At 74.1% G+C, this 25,281-nt stretch carries 3 protein-coding genes; all 3 read left to right on the top strand.

The features are described from left to right. The first annotated feature begins 16 nt into the window (after positions 1-16). The 3 genes from ACFXAE_RS03420 to ACFXAE_RS03410 are packed head-to-tail and all read left to right on the top strand — an operon-like array spanning position 17 to position 25,269. Positions 17-529 (top strand): YbaB/EbfC family nucleoid-associated protein, encoded by a 513-nt coding sequence (locus ACFXAE_RS03420; protein ID WP_384707278.1) that lies wholly within the window; start codon positions 17-19, stop codon positions 527-529. Positions 530-531: 2 nt separating this feature from the next. Further along, entirely contained in the window at positions 532-879 is a 348-nt protein-coding gene (locus ACFXAE_RS03415) for a hypothetical protein (RefSeq protein WP_384707275.1), read from the top strand. Next, positions 880-25,269, top strand: coding sequence for a lonely Cys domain-containing protein (locus ACFXAE_RS03410; protein ID WP_384707272.1), 24,390 nt, complete (start codon positions 880-882; stop codon positions 25,267-25,269). Positions 25,270-25,281 lie beyond the last annotated feature (12 nt).

Raw genomic sequence — 25,281 nt, 5'->3', positions numbered from 1 at the left:
GAGGAAGGGGAGCGGGATGAACCGGCCGATGGAGGACCGGGTGGCCCAGGCGATGGCCCACCTCAAGGCGGCGGAGCAGGCCGCGGCCTCGGCACGCGCCGAACTGGACGCGGCCTCGGTCACCGCGCGGTCGACGGACCGGTCGGTCCGGGTCTCCGTCGGGGCGAAGGGCGAACTGACCGGCCTGGAGTTCCTCGACGGCAAGTACCGGACCATGGCCGCCGCCCAGCTCTCCGCGGCGGTGCTGGAGGCCGCGAACAAGGCACGGGCCGAGATGGCCCGCCGGGTCGTCGCCACGCTCGACCCGCTCACCAGGATGACCGCGCGCGGTGCCGCCCCGGAACGCATGGGCGTCGACTGGGAGTCCCTCTTCGGAACGCTGCTCAGCGAGACCGAAGTGGCGAAGGGGCCCACGGCGATGAGCAGGCTCCGCGACGAGATCGTCGAGGACGACGAGGAACCCGCCGCCCCGCCCGGGGCGGCCCGCGGCACGGACGACGGACGACGGGAACGGCAGGAGGGCGCGTAACCATGGCCGGCAACTACTCCGCCGACATCCAGGCGATTCTGCAGGGTTCCAGGCACCTCGCCGACGCCGTGCGCTACGGCGACGAGATGCTGCCCCGGTTCGAGACCGGCAACGCCCAGTACGCGGGCTGGTGGGGCGAGGAGGGCGGCGACGACGAGTTCGCCAACGCGGTCGGCGAGCAGGTCCGGCGCGAACAGCAGCAGGTGACGGACACGGTCCTGGCCATCACCAGTGGGTTCATGGCACTGGTCGACGCGGTCGCCGCGGAGGCCGACCACGTGCAGCGGCCGCAGACCCAGGCGGTGGAGGACATCGAGGCGCACGGCTCGGAGAGCGGGAACAGGCGCTGAATGGCCATCATGTTCCCGCCCGGCCTGCGGGAGTTCATCGAGGTCTGGGTGGGCGCGAACGTCGCCACCGGCAACGAGGACCTGGGCTTCGACAGCCGTAACCCCTACAAGCGGCTGGCCGACGACGTCAGGGACCTGTCCGACGCGATGAAGGGAGCGATCTCCACCGCCGGGAGCTCGCTCCCGCCGCGGATCGCCGACGAGTTCGTCGCCGCGATGAAGCTCTTCGTCGACGACAACGGCCAGAACCACCTGCAGAAGTTCTCCGACGAACTCCGGGAGCTCGGGTCCCGGCAGATCGACCGTTCGATCAAGCTGTCCGAGGCGAAGTACCAGATCCTCATCGAGTTCATCCTGATGAACATCGAGCTGGCCCTGATCGCCGCGCTGGCGGTCTTCACCGGCGGTACGTCGCTCACCGAGATCGCCATCCAGAAGGCGCGCACCGCGCTCACCATCCTGCTGATCCTCCAGCGGCTGGGACGCGCCGTCCCCACACCGTTGTCGGTGCTGCTGGAGGCGATCCAGGAGGCGTTCGTCTCCTTCGCCTCGCAGCTGATCTCCATGACCGCGCCGGACGACCCGGAGCGCAGGCGCCACAGCTTCGACTGGAAGGACATCGGCCAGTCGGCGGTCGCCGGCGCGTTCGCGGGGCTCTTCGGGGGCATCTTCGGCGAGGTCGGCGGAAGGTTCATCAACAAGTACTTCAAGAACAACAACTTCTGGAAGGAAACCTCCGAGCTCCCGTTCAGCTTCATCAACGAGGGGCAGGCGGAAACCTTCGCGGAGGCGTTCACCGGCCTCATCTTCCTGGGCACGTTCACGCTCAACCCCGGCACGTTCCTGAGCGCCGGCCTCAGCGGCCTCGTCTTCGAAGCGGCGTCCACCGGGGCGGAGTTCGGCGGAAAGTTCGTCTACAAGAATTACTTCCAGAACACCGGCTTCGGCTCCGACGACGTCAACGACCTGCCGGGCGGCGGCAATCGATATGACGACAGGAACGCGAGCGGCAACCGGTACGAGTACGGGAACCGGTACGACGACACGTACGACGGCGGAAGTCCGTACCAGGACATCCACGATCACACGTACGCCGCCCCCTACAGCGACCCCTACAGCGTCCCGACCTCCTCCTCCACAGCGCCGTACCGGTCGGACAGCGACGACTCGGTCTCCCACACCGGCGGCATCGACGACACCGCGTCGGTCTTCAGCGACTTCAGCGACACCAGTGATGCCCCGTCGGTCTTCAGCGACACCAGTGATGCCCCGTCGGTCTTCAGCGACACCAGTGATGCCCCGTCGGTCTTCAGCGACACCAGTGATGCCTCGTCCGTCTCGTCGGTCTCGTCCCTCCCGGATCACGGCACGGTTCACGGCGTCGACAACAACGTCAACGACTACGGACTCCCGGGGGCGACGGGCGCGGGCAAGCCGTCGTCCTCCACCTCTCCGTCGAACGCGTACGACGACCCCTACCAGGACTCCCTGGTGGACGACACCGACACCGACACCGACACCGACACCGTCTTCTCCACCCTCAACCCGTCGGTGACCAGGAGTCCGGGGACCGACTGGTCCGCCGGCACGGACGAGACCCTGCCGGTGAACAAGCAGGACACCGCCGGCTCCGCCGCTTCCGGACTGCCCTCGACCCAGACGGGCGGCAACAACTCCGCACCGGACGAGACCGAACGACAGCGGTCGACGGACGACGGCACGCCCCGGTTCGCTCCTGAGGAGCGGGAACAGCAACAGCAGAACCCGCAGGCGCCCCTCGCGCCCCCCACCGCACCCGCCCCGTCGAGCGGCACGTCCCCGGGCGGCCACGCCTCGCCGAACGCCACCCCGCAGCCACGGCCCCAGACCACACCGTCCGGCGACCCGGCGGTCACCGCCGGGTCGTCGGACCCGGACACCGTCGCCCCGGACGACACCCGTACCCCCGCACCCGAGGAGTCCGAGCAGTCCCGCTCGTCCTCCGCGGTACCGAAGGCCGAGATCCGGGCCACGTCCGACGACCCGCAGCCCTACCGGCCCGTGCGGACCGAGTCCGAGGAACCGCCGGTCACCACCGGCTCCACGGTGGACCCCACCCCGGTCGTCTCCCGCGAGGTGCCGCCCGCCCAGCCCGTCACCGTCGACGAGACGCCGCTCGGCTCCCGGGCACCGGCCGAGATCCCCACCGGGGAATCCTCCGGGCCGGGCTCCCCGGACTCGGTCGACATGATCATGGACTGGGAGGACGACCAGGACACGTCCGAGCCCGAGTACGAGCCGGACCCGGCCACCGAGGCGCTGTACGACCGGCTGCTGACGGACGTCTTCGGTCCCGCGATCGGGACGAACCCCCTCCACCCCGCCCTCCGCGACACCCTCGCGCACCTCGACCAGCTCCGGCAGGCCGTTCCCGCGCTCCGCGACGGCCCGCTCGACCTGGACGCCCTGACCCGCCAGGTGCTGCTCCTGGACACCGCGCACCCGGTGACCGACGCGCAGCGCAGCGAACTGTTCCGGGTGGCGATGGACCCGGAGATGGAGTCGGCGGGCAGCCTGGCCGCCCTGGCCGCCTTCCACCTGGAACTCCGCGGCGTCCTGTCCTCCACCCAGGCGCTGACCGCCGACGACGGCGGCGTGTGGGGCCGCAACTGGACGAACGCCACGATCCCCGACCTCGACCTCACCGAGGTGGGGAAGGTGGTCCGGCAGCCCGACGGCACCCTGGGGCGCGGCGACGTGCAGCCCGCGCCCTGGCACCGGCCCGGTGAGCCGAAGCCGTACGTCGTGATGGCGGAGGGCGACCACCGGCGGATCGTCGTGCGCGGTCACGACGGTGCCCCGCGCCAGGTGCCGATCGACGTGTTCGCCGAACTGCTGGCCCGCGACCCCCGGCTGGCCGCGCTGCCCCCGGACACCCCCGTGGTGCTGCTCGTCCCCGACGCCGGTGCCCGCGGCCTGGACCTGCCGCGCGAGGCGGCGGACCGGGTCGGCAGGGAGGTCTGGTCGGCCAACGGCACCGTGAAGGTGTCCCCGCAGCGGGACCCGGCACAGCCGTACGTCGTCTCCCTGCTGCACGGGGAGGGGCTGCCGCGCGCCGACTGGATCCGCAGCACCCCCGGCCAGGTGCTCGACCCGGCGGAGCGCGAGAACGCCCCGGAGTGGGAGCGCGAGGTGCTGTCGCACAGCGTCGTCGGCGACGGGGGCGTGACCATCGGCAGAGGCGTGTTCGAGGCTTCCGAGGCCCCGCGCCGGATCGCGGCGCTGAAGCTCGCGACGGAGTCGTCGGAGCTGTGGCACTACAACCCGGTCACCAAGGACGCGGTCAAGGACGACGAGCCGGTCCCGTTCGCCGGCAAGCCGGTGTACGTCTTCAGCGGCCACGCCCGGCCGGGCGCGACCCGGGTGCCGACCACGACGGACCCGAGGCACCACACCCACGGGCGGGAGACCGGCGGGATGCTCCGGCGGCGTCCGAGCCTGGCGCAGCTCCCCGAGGACCACGCCGTCCTGATGGAGGCGTGCTCGAGCGCCAAGCCGCCGGGGATCGTCCGCACCCGCAGGGGCATCGACGACACCTTCGTCCCCGACCCGCTGGCGGTCGTCAGCGAGAGCCAGCACGTCGCCAACGAGACCGGCCGCACGGCGTACGGCGGCACCCACATGGTCAGCTTCGCGACGCTGCCGGACGGGACGTTCGTCCACCGCCTCTACACGGACTCGCGAGGGCGGCGCGGGACGTGGGTGGAGCACCGGCCGGAACCCACCGGCGAGCTGCTCGACGACCGCGCCCGTGCGGCGGGCCTGCACACGGACCCCGAGCGGCCGGTCACGGACGCCACCCGCGAACGGACCCTGCGGCTGGTCCGCGCGCTGCGGCTGGCCTTCGGCGCGGCGATCGAGGACGACAGCCGGTACGGCGACCTCCTCGCCGGGATCGGCGCGCTGGAGACCCTGCGGGCGGCCGACCCGGCCCTGCGCGGCCTCGGCCCGTTCACCATGGACCTGCTCGAACGCGCCGCCCACGCGAACCGGCCGGACGACCGGGGGACCGACGCCTACCGGGAACTGCTCGACCGGGCCGCCGACGCCGTGCGCAGGCGACCGGACGCCGTTCTCTCCGACTTCGTCGCCCTGCCCCACGTCACCGCCGCCGCACAGCGGCTGGGCGGTCTGACGGACCAGGACCTGGACGCCGAGGCCGCCCGCGTCCTGCGGCTCGACGGCGGTCCCGCGGCCGTCGGGGAGCCCGAGCGGGCCCGGCTGTTCTGGGCGACGGTCAAGGCCCTGGAGTGGGAGAGCCGGACACCCGACCCGGACGCCCTCACCGGCCGGGTCCTGCACCTGGACCGGCCCGACCCGGCCCGGCGGCCCGAACTGCTCGGCCTGGTGGCCCGGGCGGCGGCCGTCGGCGTCGACGTGGACAACCCGACCGAACTGGGCGCCTTCCATCTGGAGACCCTGGGCGCCCTCGCGCCCCAGACCCAGCTGCTCGACCTGGGCGGCGTCCCGACCGGGCGGCGTTGGGCCCCGTCCCCGCCGAACACGACCACGGCCACCGACCGGGTCGTCGTCGCCGCCCCGAAACAGGGCGGCGGCTACCAGGCCGTGGGCCAGGAACGCCCGCCGTGGAGCGCCCCCGGCGGATCACCGGCCTACCTGGTGTGGGCGGGCGGCGGCCGGGACCACCTCCTCATGACCCTGCCCGGCGGCTTCCGCGCCCGGGTCCCCTACGACGAGGTCGCCGAGCTGCTGGCCCGCGACCCGGTGCTCAACACCCGGCCGCAGGACACCACGGACATCGTCCTGGCCGTCCCGAAGGCGGCCCCGACGCCATCCACCGCACAGGTCGGCGGCGGTACCCCGGACACCGATCCGCGGGCCGTCGTCAGCGCCGGGACCGGCCGTGCCGTATGGGCCTCGCAGGGCAGTGTGAGCCTGGCCCCGACCGGGCCGTCACGGCCGTACGTCCCCTCCCTGCTGCCCAGCGCGCCGGGGCGTCCCGCGGCGGCCGACTGGGCGGCCGTGCGGCCCGGCGACCTCACCGCGCCCGGCGCCGGCGACACCGGAGTGGACGACGTCACCTTCGCGGACCGCCGGGAGACCGAGACCCCGTCCGAGCCGCCCGCCGCCCTCGCCGGCCTTCTCGATCCCGGACCGGTCGGGGGCCTCGACACCCCGTTGCCGAGTCTGGACGGCGTACTGGACGGCCTCGACACCCCGTTGGCGGACCACCAGGACGACGACACGGACGGGGACCGGGGGGAGGAGCCGACCCCGGAGGAGCTCCGGCACCGGGGACTACTGGCGGACGTCTACGGCCCCGACGTCCTGTCGAGCCCCCTGTACCCGGACATCCGCGACGGGCTCGCGCGCCTCGACCGGCTCCGCCGGACCGACCCCCTGCTGGACTCCGGCCCGCTCGACCTGGACGCCGTGGCCCGCCGGGTACTGCTCCTGGACCCCGCCGACCCGGTGAGCAACGCGCAGCGCAGCCGACTGCTGGGGCTGGCCACGGCACAGGAGGCACAGGCGGCGGGCGGTCTCGCCGCCCTCGCCGCGCTCCACCTCCAGCGCCAGGGCGTGTTGTCGCCCACCCACGCCATGACCACCGGCCTCGACGGGCGCCCCCGCGGCCGCGACTGGACCCGGGGCAAGGACGGGCTCGACGACCTGGACCTCACCCGTACCGGAAGGACCGGGCCCCGGGCCGACGGCAGCCTGTCACGCGACGAGGTGGGGCCCGCGCCCTGGCACCGGCCCGGCGGTCCGGACCCCTACGTCGTGCGGGCGGACGGCGACCGTGACCAGGTCGTCGTCCGTGGCCACGACGGCGCCCCGCGCGAGGTGCCCCTCGACGTGTTCGCCGAACTCCTCGCTCTGGACGCCGAGCTGAGCGGACTCCCGGCGGACGTGCCGGTGCTGCTGCTCGTCTCCGACGCCGGCGGGGGCGGCCTGGAGCTGCCGCGGCGGGCGGCGGACCGGATCGGCAGGGACGTCTGGGCGGCCAACGGGGTCGTGGACGTCGCCGAAGGCCCGGACGGCAGCGCCTCCCACCCGTACGTCGTGCCGCTGCGGAGCGGCCGGGGCAGTGACCGCACCGACTGGATCCGCAGCTCTCCCGGTCTGCTGCCCGACCCCGCGGAGTCCGCCCGCGCCCCCTTCTGGGAACAGGACCTGCGGTCCCACACCATCGTCACCGACAAGGGGCCGATCGGCAGGGCCGTCTTCGAGGACGGCGAGCGCGCACGGCTGCTGCCGGGGATCCGGCACTCGGCGACGGCGACCGAGCTCTACCACGTCAACCGGCAGGACGGGACCTGGGTCAAGGACGACGAGCCGGTCCCGTTCGCCGGCAAGCCGGTGTACGTCTTCGCCGGCCACGGCTCGCCCGGCGAGACGGCGCTGCCGACCCGGTCCAACCCCCGCCACCGGAAACGGGACCGGGCGGTGGGCGGCATGCTCAGGCGCCGCCCGAGCGTGGCGCGGCTCCCCAAGGACCACGCCATCGTCATGCAGGAGTGCTTTGCCGCGACACCGCCGGGCGTCACCCGCGGGCGCAAGCTGGTCACGGACACGTTCGTCCCGGACCCGCTGGCCGACGTCGGCCAGAGCCAGCACGTGGCCAACGAGACCGGCCACACCGTCTACGGCGCCACCCAGGAGGTCGGCTTCAAGTTCGAGAAGGACGGCCGGGTCGCCCACTACATCATCACGGATTCGCGGGGGCGGCGCGGGAAGTGGGTGGAGCACCGGCCGGAACCCGCCGACGCCGCGCTCGACGACCGCGCCCGCGCGGCGGGCCTGCACACCGACCCGGTGGGGCCGGCTCCGGAGGAGGTCCGCGAGCGGACGCTGCGGCTGGTGCGCGCGCTGCGGCTGACGTTCGGGGCGGCGATCGAGGACGACAGCCGCTACGGCGAACTCCTCGCGGGCATCGGCGCGCTGGAGACCATGCGCCACGCCGACCCGGTGCTGCGCGACACCGTGCCGTTCGGCCTGGACCTGTTCGAGCGCGCGGCCCGCGAGATCCGGGCGACGGAGCACGGCGACCCGGACGGCGCGTTGGGGCCCGACGCCTACCGGGACCTGCTGGCCAGGGCCGCCGACGCCGTGCGCCGGGACCCCGGCGCCGTGCTCACCGGCTTCGTGACCCTGCCGCACGTGACCACCGTGGCCGAAGGACTGGACGGTCTCACGGACGAGGAGGTGAACGACGAGGCCGCCCGGTTCCTGGGGCTGGACCCGGACCGGGCGGTCATCGGGGCACCCGAGCGGGCCCGGTTGTTCTGGGCGACCGTGAAGGCCCTGGAGTGGGAGAGCCGGACCCCCGACCCGGTCGCCCTCACCGGCAGGGTGCTGCACCTGGGCCGGCCCGACGCGTCCCGGCTGCCCGACCTCCTGGACCTGGTGGCGCGCGCGGCGGCCGTCGGCGTCGACGTGGACGACCCGGTCGTGCTGGGCGCGTTCCACCTGGAGTCCCTGGGCGCCCTCGCGCCGGACACCCTGCTGCTCGACGACTCGGGGGTCCCGGCCGGCCGGAGCTGGGCGCAGGGTCCACCGGGTGCGGCGGTGGACGTCGGCACCGCCCACGTCATGGCGGCGACACCGGACGGCGGCCACCGTCCGCTGCGCCGGGCGAAGATGCCGTGGACCACCGACACCACCAAGCCCGCCCCGTTCCTGGTGCGGGGCGAGGCAGGGCCGGACCACCTCACCATGGAGCTGCCCGGTGGATTCCGAGCCAAGGTCCCCTACGAGGAGATCGCCGAACTGCTCGCGGTGGACCCGGCGCTGAACGACTTCCCGCGCCCGGCCGACATCGTCCTCGCCTCCACGACCCCGGCGGACCCGCAGGCCGCCGACCGGCGGGCCCTCGTCGGCGCCGGGACCGGCCGCGGGGTGTGGACCTCACCGGGGCCCGTGGGGCTGCTCGCCCCGGACGACCCGTCGAAGCCGTACGTCCTCTCCCTGCTGCCCATGGCGGACGGCCGGCGTCAGCGGGCCGACGACTGGTCGGCCGTCCGGCAGGCCTCCGCCTCGCCGGCGGACACCCGCCTGTCACCCACCACGGTCACGGCCGGGGGCGCAGCCGTGGCCCCTTCCAGCCCGCCCCAGCCCCCGGAGCCGGACCCGCCGTCCCCGAACGCCCCGCGCCTCGACCCCGCCATGACGCCCCCGCCGAGGCGCCGCACCCCGGCCCGGTTCGAGGACGGCAGGCGGATGCCCGCGTACGTCGACGACCTCCAGTCGCTGCTGCCGTCCGGCCTGACCGCCGCCGAGCTCGAACAACTCCTCGCCAATCCGAGCACGTTCGGCCAGAGCACGGTCGTCCTGCGGGGCTACGAACAGGCCCTGGACGCCATCGACCGCGAACTGGGGAGCCGGCCGGAGGCCCGGCCCGCGGACGGCGCACAGCTGCTGGACGACGTCCGGCAGACGCTCCGGGACAAGCCGAAGACGCTGGCGGACGGAAAGGGGCGCCCCTTTCCGTACGTCAACGCGGACGGAAAGAAGCGCGTCCTGTGGGTCAGGGCGCGTCACTACGGCAACTGGGCCCCGTTCGACGACGGCGTCGGCGACTCGACGAAGATCGACAGCATGCACCGGGCGGCCGCGGCCTTCGGGCTGACCAAGAACATGCAGGCCAACTCCCAGTACGGTCTCGGCGGGCCGATCGGCCCGGCGGGCACGGCGGCGTTCGGCGGCTTCGGCCGGCTCGCCGTGCGGTTCGGCTTCATCGACAAGGTCGGTTACACCCTGACCGACCAGCGCATGAACCAGATGGAGACCCGCACGCTGGACAAGTCGCGGGCGTACCTGGACGACATCCACTACGAGATGAGCGTCACCGACGCCGCCGGACGGGACATCACGGGAACCGGCACCGACACCGAACCGGCCGCGCCCGCCCGGTTCGCCTTCGGCATCCGGGGCGGCGTGCGCGTGCGCCTGCCCGACAGCGTGACGAAGATACCGGAGCCGGGCCGCATCCCCCGGTCGATGACCCTGGACCGCGACTCCCAGTACCGCTTCGTCCGGATCGAGGGGTTCGGCCCGGTCGCCGCGATCCGTGACTGGGCGGCCGCCCGGATCGGGGCCCTGCCCGGCAGCTCGGCCTACATCGAGCTGGACAGCTTCTTCTCCGGCGACAGCTTCCAGCGGCACGGCGGCACGATGGCGCGCGGCCGCGTCACCACCCCGCAGCTGTTCGCCGACGACAGGAAGAAGTCACCGCTGGGCGCCTTCGTGGTGGAGGAACTGATCCCGCGGGCGGCGGTGCTCGTCGGCGAGACCGACCAGGCCGAGATGCGGGACATCAACACCTCGACGGTCCGCAGTGAGCGGAGCCGGGCCCACGGCAGGAGCCTGCTGCTGCAGGCCGTGGCCGGACCCGCCTTCAACTTCCACGACCCCGGCACGGCCCCCTTCGACCTGCGGCTCCAGCTCGGACCGACCCTCCAGGCCTCGTTCGCGAAGACCTGGTCGGTCGGGCTCGGCGCGGCCGGCACCCTCAAGTCGGCCGGACAGGTGAAGGGCCCCAAAACGGCGCTCTACCTGGTGGTGAAGTCGGTGCGGGTGCGGCGGGCCGGCGACAACGCGCCGCCGACGCGCTTCCTCACCTGGAGCCTGGACCGGATGACCAGCTCCGAGGCGCGGCGGCTGGCCGGATGGGACGACGGGACCACACTCGCCCTGCGCAACGGCGTCGCCCCGCCGTTCGTGCCGGCCTACCTGACCGTGGACCGGCCGCGCACCCTGGGCATGCACCGGGTGAAGGAGTTCGCCTTCGACGACGGCCGGCGCACCCGGGTCACCCCGGACGCGGCGGACGGCATCGGCCGCACCCTGCTGGACGCGTTCGCCGACGGCGTGGTCGACGCCATCTCCCACCTGCGTCAAGGCCTGGTGGTGCCCCTCGACCAGCTGCTGCCGCCGAACCCGCCGAAGGGCTGGCGCGCCCGCCTGGGCGACCTGCTGGGGCGCGAGCCCGACCAGGTGCTCCAGGCGGCCCGGAGCCTGCCCGTGCCGCCCCGCTGGACCGACCCCGTCAAGTACCGGATCGCGCTCCAGAACACCCTGCAGGCCCTCGGCGTGCTGTCCCAGCAGAACGTCACCGCGAACCTGGAGGGACTGACCACGGTCGGCCTGCCGATCAGGCTCACGGACCCCGACTCCCTCGGACAGACCTACTACACCGTCCGGGTGCACGGGACGCTGACCGGGCGGCGGTACGAAGGCAGGGACGACAGCGAGGGCATGCGCTTCAGCGCCCAGGGCGTCGACCGGATCGACGGCCAGACGAGTGCGAAACGCGGCCTGGAGCTGGGCTTCGAGGGCACGTTCTCGGGCCGTGACAACAACCGGGACGGTGCCGGCCTGCCCCGCAACACGCTCGGGCTGACCCTGGGCGCACGCGGGGGCTGGCAGTGGGAGACGGAGACCGGCTTCGGCTCGACGGTCACCAACGAGCCGATGTCGGTGAGCAACCAGCCCACCCACCTGTACCGCTACGACCTGTCCCTCGCCGCGACCATGAGCGGCTACTGGCGGCCCCGAGGCCTGATCCGCGGTCTCGGCCTCGGGCTGCCGGGTCTGCTGGTGCTGGACGAGCCGGTCAACGTGCTCTTCGGCCGGACGCCGCTGGGCCACCTGCGGGGCGGCGGCCCGATGACCGGACAGGTGCTCATCGGTGTCCCCGTCCAGCACACCCCTGACGCGGACCCGCACGCGGACGGGGCGCTCAACCCCTACCTGTCCGACGAGTCCGCCCCCACGCACATGTCCACCGAGCGGGCCCTCGCCCTGGCCAAGGGCGACCTCGTGCTGCCCGCGGACCCCGGTGCGAGCCAGCCGGCCGGTCGGCTCGCCGACCGCGGGACGGAGCAGTTCAGGGACTTCCGGCAACACCCGTTCGTCATCGTGAACATGGTGGTGTCACCCGTCCTCCTCGCGGAGGTGGACCGGGTCCTGGGGGCGGCGTCGGGCAACGCCTGGCAACTGACGAGGGAGGGCGCCGCCACCCGGGACGCGATCGTCCGCTCCTTCACCCCCCAGTCCCTGGCGTCGGGCTTCGACCAGAGTTCGGGGCCGCTGGGCCTGGTGGGCAGCGGCCTGCTGGGCAAGGGGCCGTACGGCGAGCTGTGGGGAACCTTCCGGTACGCCACGACGGTCGGGGACCTGCGGGCCCTCACCCCGCCGATGTCCATGGACACCGAGATGACGCTCGGCGGGACCCGGCAGGCGGCCGGCAAGGTCAGCAACAGCACCGGCTTCGTCTTCGGCGGCCAGCTGGTCTACTCCGTCGCCCAGAACCCGGGCCACGGACTCATGGGCGCGTACGGCCTCGTCGTCAACCCCGTGTCGACGTCCCACACGCAGAGCCGCAGCGTGGTGCGCACGGTCGTCGCGGACATGAACCGCAAGGGTTTCACCCACCAGGTGCTGGTGGCCGGCGATGTGCAGCACTGGTTCGCGCTGTTCTCCAGCCGGCTGGGCACGGGCCGGATCGGAACGGCCGCGGCGGCCAGGACCTTCGTGCCGAGCCTCCTCGCCGGAGCGGCGGGGACGGCACTGACCGGCCGGGGCGGCCTGCTGGGGCACCTGCCGGAGAAGAGCGCCCACCGGATGGGGCTGGTCGACGACGGGCTGGGCGACGTCCCCCGCTACACGGATCAGGTCTGGGCGCCGCAGCCCTGGATGCGCGGCGCCGCCTTCGGCACGTACGTGGTGAGCCCGCTGGACCCCACCGACGTGCTGCTCGCGTTCGACAGGCGGATCGGGAAGCTGGGGCTCGACGACGAGAGCCGGGAGCGGATCCGGCAGCTGGTGACGGCCCGCGCCACGCGGGCGCTGAAGGGGGAGATGACGACCACCGGTCCGTCGACGCTGGTCAAGGCCGGCGGCTGGGGCTGGGACAGCATCCGGATCGGCAGCCGGCAGGTGCGGGCGCGCGTCGAGCTGATCCCCGGGACACCCGTGTTCGAGGGACTCGACCACAGCGCGGAGCTGGAGGAGAACCGGCGGGCCATCGAGACCGCCCAGGAGAACTCGGAGTCCTCCTCCGGGGCGGACCTGGGCCTGCTGACCAGCCAGCTGGTGCACACCGGCAACACGCAGGTCCCGGCCGCCGGGCCCACGTACACCGAGGGCGGCTCGAACCGGAAGACGATCTCGTCCAGTCACACGGTCACCACCGTCACCATCTACCGGGCGGCGTCCACCGAACCGCACGCGGAGGTCGTCACCCCGTACCGGATGCGGATCACCCTGGAGGCCGACGCCACCCCGAACACCGGCGCGCCGGCCGGCCCGGAGCCGGCGGAGGCGAAGTCCACGGCCCTCGGCCGCTTCCGGGGCCGGTTGCGGATCGTCGAGGAGGGCGACGTCGGTGAGCTGCGCGAGCACGTGCCGCTCAGCCTGATGGAGCCGGTGCGGTCGGGGGAGGGCGAGGGGACCGGCCGGCTGCTGCCCGCGCCCGACCCGGCGGCCGACCCCGCCCTGGCCGGTCCGCCCCGGCCGATACCCCTTTCCAGGGCGGTGGAGGAGCTGACGGTCCGGGACGGGGACGGTGTCGTACGACCGTTCACCTTCCCCGAGAACGGCATGCACCCCCGCGGGATCATCGGTGTCGAGAACATCCGCACGGCCGGCGAGCTCCTCCTCACGAAGGCGTACGACGTCGGCTTCCCCCTCCAGAGGCTGGAGGCCGAGGACGGTTCCGGCGCCACCGCCCTCACCGAACTGCTCCGCAGGACCAGGGAGACCGGGCTGACCCGCCTGGGCACCGGCTCGGCGCAGGCGCTGGAGGACGGCACCAGCTCCACGGCGGTCACGGCGTTCTTCCCGCGCACCACCGAACCGGGCGGCTACCAGGTGGCGGGGCTGACCGAGAAGTCCCTCGTGGGCACCGACACCGGACAGCTGTCACTGCGCTCGGCGCCCGACTTCAGCCGCGCGCGGCTGCTGACGGTCGCCGACGGCAAGAAGCTGGAGGTGCTCAGACGGTACGGGGACAACGCCGGCACGACGTCGTCCGTCGAGCACAGCCAGTCCTCCAGCCTCGGCGGCGGCTTCCTGTACGACTCTCCCCACAATGCCGGCCTCAACCAGATCGGAGCCTTCGGTCCCGGCCCCAACGACCTCGACGGCGATGGCATGCCGGTCGGGGACGACCACCTGACCTCGCGCAACCTCAAGCCCAAGACGGGCCGGTCCTTCCTCTTCGCCGTACCGGCCACCTGGATCGGCGTCGGCGACGTGCACCGCAACATCCTGGACTCGAAGCTCGCGAACCGGGTCCGGGGCGGGACCTTCGCCAAGGCCAGGTCGGGTCCGCAGGCGATGAGGTCCGAGGCGTACGTCGTCACCTGGATCCGGGAGGACGTCGCCCGGGAGCTGCGGATCATCACCGACGCGAACTTCCCCGAGAGCGTTTCGAAGGCGTGGGACGCGGTCGAGAGCGCGAGCAAGGCGTGGGTCGACGCGGACAAGGCCTACTGGAAGAAGCGGCGGGCCTCCGGCGGGCTGCGCGCGGACCTCGACGCCGCGCAGGCCTCCCTCGACGAGGCCGCCGGGACTGCCCGCGCTGCGGCACGCCCGGTCGGTCTCGCCCGGACGGGCGTCGAGGACGCGGACAGGGCCCTGACGCAGGCCGGGGCCGACGCCCGCCGGGACCACGGTCTCGCGGACGCGAACGTGGCCGCCGCGCAGGCCGAGGTCGACGCTCTGGCCGACGACGAGTACACCCAGCCCGAGCACGACGGCTGGGCGGAGCTCCTGCGGGACGAACGGGACGCCGCCCTGGCACGCCTGGCCGCCGCGGAAGAGGCAGCCGGGAAACTGCGGAGGGCGGCCGACCTGCGGCTGGAGACCGCGCGCACCGAGAAGGCGCTGGCCGACGGGCGGCTCGACGCGGCCCTGCTGTCCGCGAGGGCGCCCGGCCGGGCCCTCGACGAGGCCACCGCCCGCCGGGACACGGCACGCGACGCCTTCGAGACCCGGCGCGCCGAACTGGACGCGCTCAGGGACACGGCGGAGAAGGCCGCTGCCGAATACCACCGGGTACGGGCCGGGGCGGACCAGCTCACCCGCTGGCACCGGCTCGCGGCCACCGCGGAGGGCCGTAAGGAGCTGGACGGCCTCGCCGAGCCGCCCGCGGTGACGTATCAGGCCCCGCCCAAGGAGCCCGTGGCCAAGCCCCCGGCCCCGCCCCGCTACACCAGGACCGGTGCGGCACCGGGCACCGTCCTCACGTCACCCGCGAACGAGACGTACACGCTCCAGGACGTGCCGAGGGACGGGGACGCCTTCTTCCGCGCGTTCGCCCAGGGACTCGAACGCTCCGCCCCGGGGCTGCTGGCCGCGCAGGGCATCGACCCCGCCGGTCCACGGGCGATGTCCGACCTGCGCCGGAGGATGGCCTCCTGGCTCACCGACCACGCCGACGAGGACCTGCTGGCGGTTGTCGTCCCCGACGACCTCGACGCCTTCAGCGCGGAGGAGATCGCCGCGGCGAACCTGGACCTCGGCACGGGCACACCCGCCCGCCGTGAGTTCGACGCCCTCGGCGGCCTCATCCCGCACGCCGTCGACCTGACCCCCGAGGTACGGGCCGAACTGGCGATCACCCAACTCCTCCGCCGGGGCGACGCCCCGTCCGAGGTCGGCTGGAACCACGCCGCGTCCGACCTGCTCCCGCTGCTCGCCGCACGCACCTTCGGCGTGCGCGTCACGGTGGTCGGGAGCGACGGCGCCTTCCAGGACTTCACTCCCGAGGAACCGGCGGGAGCCGGCAACCTCCAGGCACTCGTCGGCACCTCCGCCCACTCCGGCGCACACGTGGTACTGAGCCTCGACGACCGCCACTACCAACTGGCCCTGCCGACCAGCCCGGCTCCGGAGCCGAAGCCGGAGCCGGAGCCCAAGCCGCCTGTTCCGAAGCCGGAGCCGAAGCCGGAGCCGGACCTGAAGCCGGAGCCGAAGCCGGAGCCGGACCTGAAGCCGGACCCGCCCCAAGGGGACGGCAAGAAGGACGCCGCGCCGGAGAGCGACAGCGGTCGGGCGAGGGGTCGCCGGGTGCCGGTGCCCGGCACGGGGGAGTGCCTTCTGTACTCCTTCATGGCCGGCGACCCCGTGCACATCCGCAGCCGTCTGCCCGGCCTCGCCGCCACCGACCGCGCCGCGTACGACTGGCTGGGGGACCCCGACTCGGTCCGCGACGACCTGCGCCGTCAGGCCGCGACCGGCTCCACGACCGGACCGTCGCGAACCGTGCTCCGGGCGATGCGGTCCTACCTGGAGGACCACGTGGCCCGCAGCGCGGGGCGGCTGCATCCGCAGATCGTCGGCCAGTTCCGGCAGACGGTCGCCGACGCGTTCGCCGCCCGCGTCCGGGGAACGGACCGGGCCGGGATGCTCTCCCTCCTCGACCACCACGGAGTCCGGCGCGTCACCGTTCCCGAGGCCCTCGACCCCGCCGATCTGCTCAGGCGGTACGTCGACGCCCGCACGGCGTCGCAGCCCGCCGATCCGGCCGTCCCCCCGCAGGACGTCCGGGCCGTCGTGGAGGCGGAGGCCGAGGATCTGGGTCCGCGTCGGATGTTCGAGTACCTCGAGCAGCACGGCCTGCTGCCGACGCCCCGCGACCTTGACGACACGGCACTGGGCCGTCTGCTCCGTACCGCCTACACGCAGAGCGCCGCGCCGCTGGACGACACGGAGCTGCCCGCGCTCGTGGACGCCGTCGTCAACTGGGAACGCCGCTGGGGGACACCGGAGGGGGAGATCTTCCTGCCCCTCCTCGCGCACGCGTTCGACCTGCGGGTCGATGTGCTGCGGTCGCTCCCGTCGGGCGTCCGGCGGGTCAGTGAGGCCGGGCCCGACAACGCCACGCGGCAGACGGAGGTCTACTACAACGGCGTCAACCACTACGACGGCAGCGACGCCGAACCCCGCGACCGGTTCGGTGACCCGGTCCTCCCGAAGAGGATCAAGGACGAGGAACGCGACCAGGACGGCGACGTACGGCTCAACCCCCTGTGGGTGCCGCTGGACGAGGTCGATCCCGACCTGCTGATCACCGGCAACCGGGACGCGGTATGGCTGTACACGGTCACCGATGACGGGCGGGTGATCCTCGGTACGGAGGACCTGAGCGGGATCGTCACGCCGGAGCAGTTCGACGCGCTGCTGGCGGGGATGCGGGAGAAGGACCCCGATCTGACGGCTGAGGCGCTGCGCAGGACGCTGGACGGCCTGGGCCACACCGGCATCGCCGCCGGCTTCGTCGACGGCGGCGGGGAGACGGCCGGCCGGACGCTGCCGGGCCGCAGCCGGGTGTCCGGCGAGTTCCGCTGGAGCGAGAAGCTGCGCTCCTGGGTGGTGAACGACAAGTCGGGCCGCTACATGAGCGAGACGGTCCGCCCGGGGCTGGACGCGGCGGAGGCCGCCGACTGGCTGACCAACGTGGCGGCCCTGTTCAGCGCCCGGCTGGGCGTCGTCGTCCGGACCGACCAGGTGAAGACCGCCGCGCCCGCCCCGGCGCCCGCACCCCCGCCTCCGCCGTCGGCCCCCGCCGCCGCCCCGGCCGGCCGAGGTGTCGCGGACCCCCCGCACCGGCCGGGCACGCCGTCCGGCGACGACACCGGCACGCTGGACGTCGCGCGCCGGGTCGGCGCCGTGCTGCACGGCCTCGGTCACCCCGTGGTGCTGGCCGGAGCCGCCCGCGGCCGGGTGCAGTTCGGCCATCCCCGGCCGCTGGGCGCCGTGGAGTTCCAGCTGCCCGCGGCCACCCTGCCCGCCGTCGACGGGATCCGCGCGGCGCTGGAGCGGGAGATACCCGGAGCGTCGGTGCGGGTCCTGCCCGGCACGGGCGGCGGCCGGTTCCTCGACCTGTCGGTGGACGGCGTCGACATCACGGTCACGGCGGTGGACCGGCCGGCCTCCGGCACGGTCACGGCCGACGGCTTCACCGTGCCGGCCCCCGCGGACTCCCTGGCCGACGCCGCCCTCGCCCTGGCCACCGGAACCGACCCGGAGCTGCGCGGCCGCGACCTCCTCGACCTGCTGTGGGCGCTGCACCGCACCCCCGCCGACGGCCCCCGCACGGTCACGCCGGCCCTCGCGCGCGAGGAGGCCTACCGTGCCGCGCGGCCCGCCGGTGCCGCTCCCACCCTCGCCGTACGGCTCAGTGAACTGCTCGACTCCGCCGCCCTGGACCCCGAAGCCCTCGCCCGCCACGAGAAGACCTGGCGCGCCCTCGGCGTCACCGACTCCGACCTGCCCGCGCTGCGCGCCGAGCTGACCGCACTGGCCGACGGGCTGCGGGTCCGTCCGGAGGTGACCGCGGACCCGGTCCGGGCGCTCGCCGCCCGGCTGCCCGGCCTGTCCGCCGCCGACCGCGACGCGGCTCTGGCGTCGCTGCCGCCCGCGCACCGCGAGCGGCTGGCCTCCGACCCCGCGCTCGTGGACGCCCTGCGCGCCGGGATCACCCCGACCGGGATCACCCCGGCCGAGTTCGCCTCGGTCGTGGCGCGCCTCATGACGCAGGTGCCCGACGGGGTCGAACAGCCCGTCTCCGCCGGTGACCGGGCCCGTGCCCAGATCGCCCGGATGCTGCTGGACCCCGACGTCGCGGCCCGGCTGCTCAAGGGCGGTTCGCGGGTCCTGGTGGTGCCCAGGAGCGAGGCCATGACCTCCCTGGACGCCTTCCGCTTCCTGCGGGGCGCCGTCACCGGCGACGGCCGCCCCTGGGACGACGTCCGCGGTGCCGGCACGCGCACCGCGGCCGTCACCGAGGAGAACCTGCTCGGCGAGCGCACCACCGTCGGCGCCGGCAAGTCCGCCTATCCCGACGGCTACTCGACCACCCTGCACGAATTCGCCCACACCATCCACCTGCACGGTCTGGGCCCCGTCGACCGGCAGCGCATCACCAACACCTTCCGCACCACCACCCGGGCCGGCGAGGCGGGCAACTGGCCCGACGGCCCCCTCTACGGCTACGACGCCGACGGCCGCCGCAGCGCCCCCAACTACAGCAGCCGTGACGAACTCGAGTTCTTCGCCCAGCTCAGCAACGTCTACCTCATGGCCAACGGCGGCACCGACCCCTACACCGGGCTGCCCCGCAACAACGCAGGACCGGAGTGGGTGCGCACCCGCCAGCCCGCCCTGTACCCCCTGCTGCGCCGGCTGTACGGCGAGGGCCCCCGGCCGGAGCCCCGCCACCCGCGCAGCGGCGAACCGGCCCGCCCCCGCGGGGCGCGTCCCGCGGACGTCAACCCCGTCGAGGCCACCGACGTCGAGAACGAGGCGCTGGCCCGCGCCCGTGCGCTGTGGGACGTCGCCGAGGGCGGCCCGGGTGACGGCGGTGACTCCTCCGTGGCCGTCCGCGCCCTGTGGGACGGCACCGTCGGCGCGCACGCGCCGCAGCCGCACACGCCCGCCCCGCTGCCGCACCCCACTCCGCTGCCGGCAGGGGAGTCCGCCGCCGCACCGCCGCCCACCGACGACGCGGTCCAACAGCGCCTCCAGGAACTGTGGGCACTCGTCGACGCCACCTTCGGCTCCCAGCCGCTCCCGCCGGAGCTGCGCAACGGGCTGTTCAACTCACTACGCGTGATCGAGGCGGTGCGCGCCGGGCACCCCCGCTTCGGCGCCGGTCTGGACCTCGACGGCATCACCCGAATGCTGTTGCACCTGGCGCCGGACGAACCGGTGGACGCGGCCCGGCACTACGACGCCCTCACCCTCGTGAGCAGTGCCCATCGCCGGGGCCGGAGCGGCAGCCTGGACGCCATCGCCGCCTACGGACTGACCCGGCAGGGTCACCCGGAGCAGTCCGTGCTCACCGGGGACGACGGCGCGCCGCACGGCAGGAACTGGACCGGACGTCCCGGTGTCCAGCTGCACACGAACATGGTCGCCGATCCCCGGGGCGTCCACCCCGCGCCCTGGGGACCCGCCGCCCACACGGTGGTGGCCGAACGGGACGCCGAGGGAGCGGTGCTGGCGGACGGACGACCGGTGTCGGACGAGGAGTTCGCCGAACTGGTGCTGCACGACCCCGAGCGACGGCCGAATGAGCCCGTGGTGCTCCTGATCGGGGAGGAGGACGGCCGCAACGAGGCCCTCGCCCGGGTGATCGCCGACCGCACCGGCACCCGCGTCTGGTTCACCTACGGCGACCTGCGACTCGAAAGGGCTCCGGACGGCCGCCGGGTACCGGTCCTGGCCGCGCCGGCCACCGGGAGCGATCCGGCGGGGACCTGGATCCCCGCCGACCCGGGGCTGGTCCCGGAGGACCCGGCGGCCACCGTCAGGGCCGCGAACGGCACCGTCTTCCCCGACGCCGACGTCCACTCCTACCCACTGGTCACGGTCGACGGGCAGACGCTGACCGGGCGGGCGTTCCTCAACGCGCACGACATGGCGATGCGGGAGGAGGCCCTGCGGGTGGTGTCCGCCATCCAGCACTACACCAACGAAGTGGAAGGGCTGCCCGGTGTGTACGCCGCGCGGCAGGGCGGCTTGCTGCCCCTGCCGCGCGGCCTGGCCGACTCCTACGTCTTCGTCGGCCACGGCGACAGCGGACGCACCACCGTGCCCCGCCGCAGCACCCGCGCCAACCAGGCGGTCCATCCCCGGCAGCTGGGCCGGATGCTGGCGCGGCGCAGGAGCCTGCAGGCGCTGCCTCCCGAGCAGCCGGTGTGGATGCTGATCTGCGAGCTGTCCATGACGCGCGCCGACCAGGACCTGCTCGCCCACCCCTCCTCCGCCCAGTACGTCGCCAACGAGACCCGCCGCACCGTCTTCACCGTGGACCGGCAGATCTCGCCGAGCGAGGCCGAAGGCGGCCTGCCGCCGCGCCTGGTCGTGGACGACGACCCCGACAACCCCGTGGGCCATATCGAGAAGTTCCTTCCCGAGCCCAGGACCGTCGCCCTCGACGCGCTCGCCGACCTGGGCGGACTGCCCGACCGGCTGCCGGACCGCGCCGACCGCGCCCGGTACTGGGTACGGGCCCTGCGCCAGACCCACGGCGTGCGCATCGACTCCGACCCGGCCCGCGAGGAGGAGTTCCACGAGCTGATCGAGGGCTTCGGCGCCCTCGAGAGGCTGCGGTTCCAGGCGGCCGGCAACGCCGACCCCGGCCTGCTCACCTGGGGCGGGCTCCGGCACACCGTCGGCCGGTACGCCGCACGGCAGGGCTGGGACCGGTCGCTGACCGCCGGCTCCCTGGCACACCTGCTGCACACCGCACGCGCCGGCCGGCTGTCGCCCTCCGACGCCGTGGGACCCACCGCCGCCGCCGCGCCGCCGGTCTCCACCGTCACCCTGGCCCCGGCGGACGGGGCGTCGGGGCAGGCGGGTCCGGGAGCGCCGCCGGACACCGGCCCCGACCCCGCCGACGAGGCCGGGAGCGTGGCGCCGCCGGACGACGAAGGACCCGCCACGGCACCTCTCCCGTCCCCGTCCCGGGTCGCCTTCGAGCACCGCCACCGGGACATCACCGATCCGGACCGGCGCCGGCAGATCGCCGACCTGGCCGAGCAGATCGTGCTGTCCGGCCTGCGGGACCTCAGGGCGGGTCTCCGGCTCCCCACGATCACGGTCACCGGCTACAGCAACGGCCCGCGCTTCGCGCTGTCCGGTGACGCCGTCGAGCACGCCGGGACGGTCGGCCGGCAGCGGGCGGACGCCGTGCGCGACCTCCTCCTCGACGAGATCCGGCGCCGGCTGGAACTCAACGAGCAGGCCGTGCGCGACGTCGCGGACGTACGCGGCCGCACGGTCCGGGCCGAGGACTTCACGGTCACCACGGAGAGCGGTGGCCGGGACATCAGCGCCGTCGGCCCGGTCGACGGCGCCACCGGGCGGGCGGCACGGCGACAGGCGGTCGTCACGGTCGACCGTTCCCCCCTGTCGGAGGCCGTCGCCCGGCTGGCGGAACTGAGCCCGGAGGACTTCGGCCGGCCGGACTACTTCACCGGCCCGGACCGGCTCGCCGGGAACCTCCTGCACCTCGACGACAACCCCGGGGACGACCCCGACTCGGACGACGACCCGGACAGCGGCTCGGACAGTGACGCGGACGGCGAGTCCACGGACTCCGCTCCCGCCCCGGTGCGCTTCGACGTCGACGACCTGTCGCACCGCGTACGCCGGCTGTACGAGCTGACGGCCGAGGCGATGGCCGCCGGCCGGGCGACCGGCACGGCGGCACTGACCGCGTACCACCTCGGCCGGCAGGGTCTGCTGTCCGACGCCACCCGCCTGACCGCACCCGACGGCACTCCGCTGGGCCGCAACTGGACGGGCCGGCCCGCCCGGGACGTGGACCCCTCCTCGTACGACGTGGTGGACGGCGACGACCGGGACCCCCGGCCCTCGCCGTGGGCACGCCGCCCCGGCGCTCCCCTCCCGTACGTGATCGGGACGAAGGACGGCGACCACACCAAGGTCCGGCTGGTCCTGCCGGACGGCAGCAAGCGGTGGCGACTGTCGCCGGAGGAATTCGCCGAACTGCTGGCGCAGGACGGGGAACTGGCGGGCCGTGAGGACGCCGCCGAGGTGGTGCTCGTCTCGCCGAACGCCGGTGCCATGGGACTGGACCTGCCCCGCAGGGTCGCGGCCCGGACCGACAGGACGCTGTGGTCGCACAGTGGCGAGGTCGCCCTGAAGCCGCACCCCGACACCGGCCGGCACCGCATCGAGGTGACCGACGACCGGGCCCTCGGCGACGAGTCGATGGGCGAGTCGGCGGACGAGCTGTTGGGCGAGCCGTTGGGCGAGTGGATCGCCAGTGACCCCGGTGACCTGGGGCCGGACGAGGGACGGCCGGAACCCGGGGAAGGCGTCCTGCGCACGATCGACGGGAAGACCCTCCGGGACGCGGACGTCAAGTCGGTCACCCTCACCGACGAGGGCCGGCCCGTCGGCCGCGCGGTGCTCAACGGATCGGACCTGATCCGGCGCGAGCCGTGGCTCCAGCAACTGACCCGGTCGACGGAGTGGTTCGCCTACGACCCGGTCACCGGCGAGCCGATCGGGAATCCCCGGCCGGTGCCGTGGAAGGGCCGCAAGCCCTACTTCTTCCTGGTCCACGGCCTGCCGGGGCAGACCCTCATGGTCGAGAACATGTTCCAGAACAACGTTCCGGTCCGGGGCACGGAAACCGGCGGCTACCTCCGGCGGCGCCGCAGCGTGACCCGGCTGGACCGGGACACCCCCATCGTGTTCCTGTCCTGCTGGGGGAGCGGACCGGAGGGACACACCGCCGCCGCCCTGAAGCGGAGCCGCCCGTTCGTCCCCGACCCGCTCGCCGTCTCGTCGGCGGCCCAGGACGTCTCCAACGTGACCCGGCGCGACGTCTACGCCCCGGACCGGGAGCACTTGAGCCGTTACGCGAAGGGAAAGCTGTACGACCACGGCATCGGCACCACACCGGCGAACGACCCGGTGGACATGAGGAAGCTGCGCCCCGAACCGACCCCCGACGAACTCGACGCCCTGGCCGCGCAGGCAGGCCTGGAGACCTCCCCGGACTTCACCCCCGCCATGGCCCGGGACACGGCACTGCGCCTGGTCCGCGCCCTGCGGTCGACGTTCGGCGTCGACGTGGAGAAGGACAAGGACGACCCGGCCGGCACCTACCGCCGGCTGCTGCGCGGCATCGGCGCCCTGGAGGTCATGCGCCGCGGGGACGGGAACCTGCGGGAGTACGGGGAGCTGACGCTCGATCTGCTCGACCGGGTCACCCGCGCACACCACGGCCTGACGACCGCTCCCGGCACCAGGCCCGCGCCGCCGGCCCCCGACCACGTACGGACGATGCTCGAAGCCGCGTCGGCGCGCCTGTCCACCGACCCGGAGTCCGCGCTGCCCGGCTTCGTCCCCCTGCCCTCCGTGGACCGGGCCCGCGAACTGATCGGCCGGCACGACCCGGAGCAGTGGACCCGCCAGGTGCTGGGACTGCGCACGTCGGCACCCGTCACCGCGACCGACCGGCAGCACGCGCTGTGGGCCACGGTCCAGGCCGTGGAGAGCGTGGAGAACCACCCCGACCCCGACGCCCTGACGGCGAAGGCGCTCCACCTGCCCGCCGGCGAGGACCCGCGGGACGAGGTCCTGCGGACGGAGCTCCTGCGGACGGCGGCCACGGCGGCGGCCCTCGGCCGCGACGCCCACGACCCCACCGCGCTCGCCGCGTACGACCTCGAACGCAACGGCGCGCTGGACGACCGCACCCTCATCACCTCCGTGAACGGCACGAGCGCCGGCCGCAGCTGGACGGGGAAGCCCGCCCCGGGCCGCATGTGGGTGGACCGCTACGTGGTCTCCTCCGACGGCGGTCTGGGCAACAGCCGCGGAGCCCTGGCGCCCTGGCACCGGACGGGCGCCGCGAAGGGCGCACATCCCGGCGGATACGTACTGGACATGAACGGCACCACCCCGGGGCAGGTCGACATGCCCTGGCCGGACGGCACCACCCGCCCGGTGCCCTACGAGGAGATCGCCGAACTGCTCTCCCACGATCCCGTCCTGGCACAGCTGGACCGGGACGTCACGGTCGTCCCCGTCGGGACGGGGGACGCCGGCCTGGCCGAGGCGATCGCCGCCCGGACGGGAGCCGCCAGGACCGTGTGGCTGCCGACGCGGCCCCTCCGGATCCTCGACCGGCGGCCGGCGGTGAACGAGAGCCTCCTCGTGCTGACATCGCCCCAGGACGACACGGGAGCCCACTGGTCGCAGACCCGCCCGCCCGAGCCCGAGGACCAGCCCTCCGGACCCGCCCCCGATGTCATCACGGCCGGCGACGACACCCCGCTCCAGGCGCCGCCGTCCGAGGAGACCCGGCGTCAGTGGGTCGCCGGTCAGGTGAGCGCGGACGACCTGCCCGGCACCCTGCCGGGATTCACCGGCGGCGAGCTCGTCACCCTGGCCGAACTGAGGGACGCGGGCATCGGGATCACTCCCGGAATGGACGTCGAGGCGCAGCTCGGCGGAGGCGTCAGGGGCAGCGGACTGGCACCGCTCGACCAGGTGCGGCTGCTGCTGGCCCGCCCCGGCCCGTGGCCGGACGCCCTCGACGCCGTCGCGGCCACCGTGTCGCGCCGGATCTGGCACTCGGCCTTCACGGACTTCGAGAACACGACCGCGCACACGGACGCCGCCCGGGTGTGGGAGACGGCCCTCGGGCTGCTCCTGCCGGGCGATGCGGACTCCGTGCTCGCGGACTGGCGGTACGCCGCGGAGGCGTACCGCGACGCGGTACGCCGCCTCGCCGACCTCCTGGCGGCGGAGGGAACGGACCGCCGGACGGTCGCGCGCCTGGCCGCCCGGTTCCGGGAGATCCTCGGACCGGTGAACGAGTGGAGCGACGAGTGACCGTCATGGGTG

The organism is Streptomyces sp. NPDC059454 (assembly GCF_042749965.1).
GTDB lineage: Bacteria > Actinomycetota > Actinomycetes > Streptomycetales > Streptomycetaceae > Streptomyces.
Note: the sequence above shows the minus strand (reverse complement) of the source record. Positions and strands in the feature narration are given on the sequence as shown.

Coding starts and splice junctions, on each gene's coding strand:
- ACFXAE_RS03420 (WP_384707278.1), top strand. CDS start 17: ATGAACCGGCCGATGGAGGACCGGGTGGCCCAGGCGATGGCCCACCTC.
- ACFXAE_RS03415 (WP_384707275.1), top strand. CDS start 532: ATGGCCGGCAACTACTCCGCCGACATCCAGGCGATTCTGCAGGGTTCC.
- ACFXAE_RS03410 (WP_384707272.1), top strand. CDS start 880: ATGGCCATCATGTTCCCGCCCGGCCTGCGGGAGTTCATCGAGGTCTGG.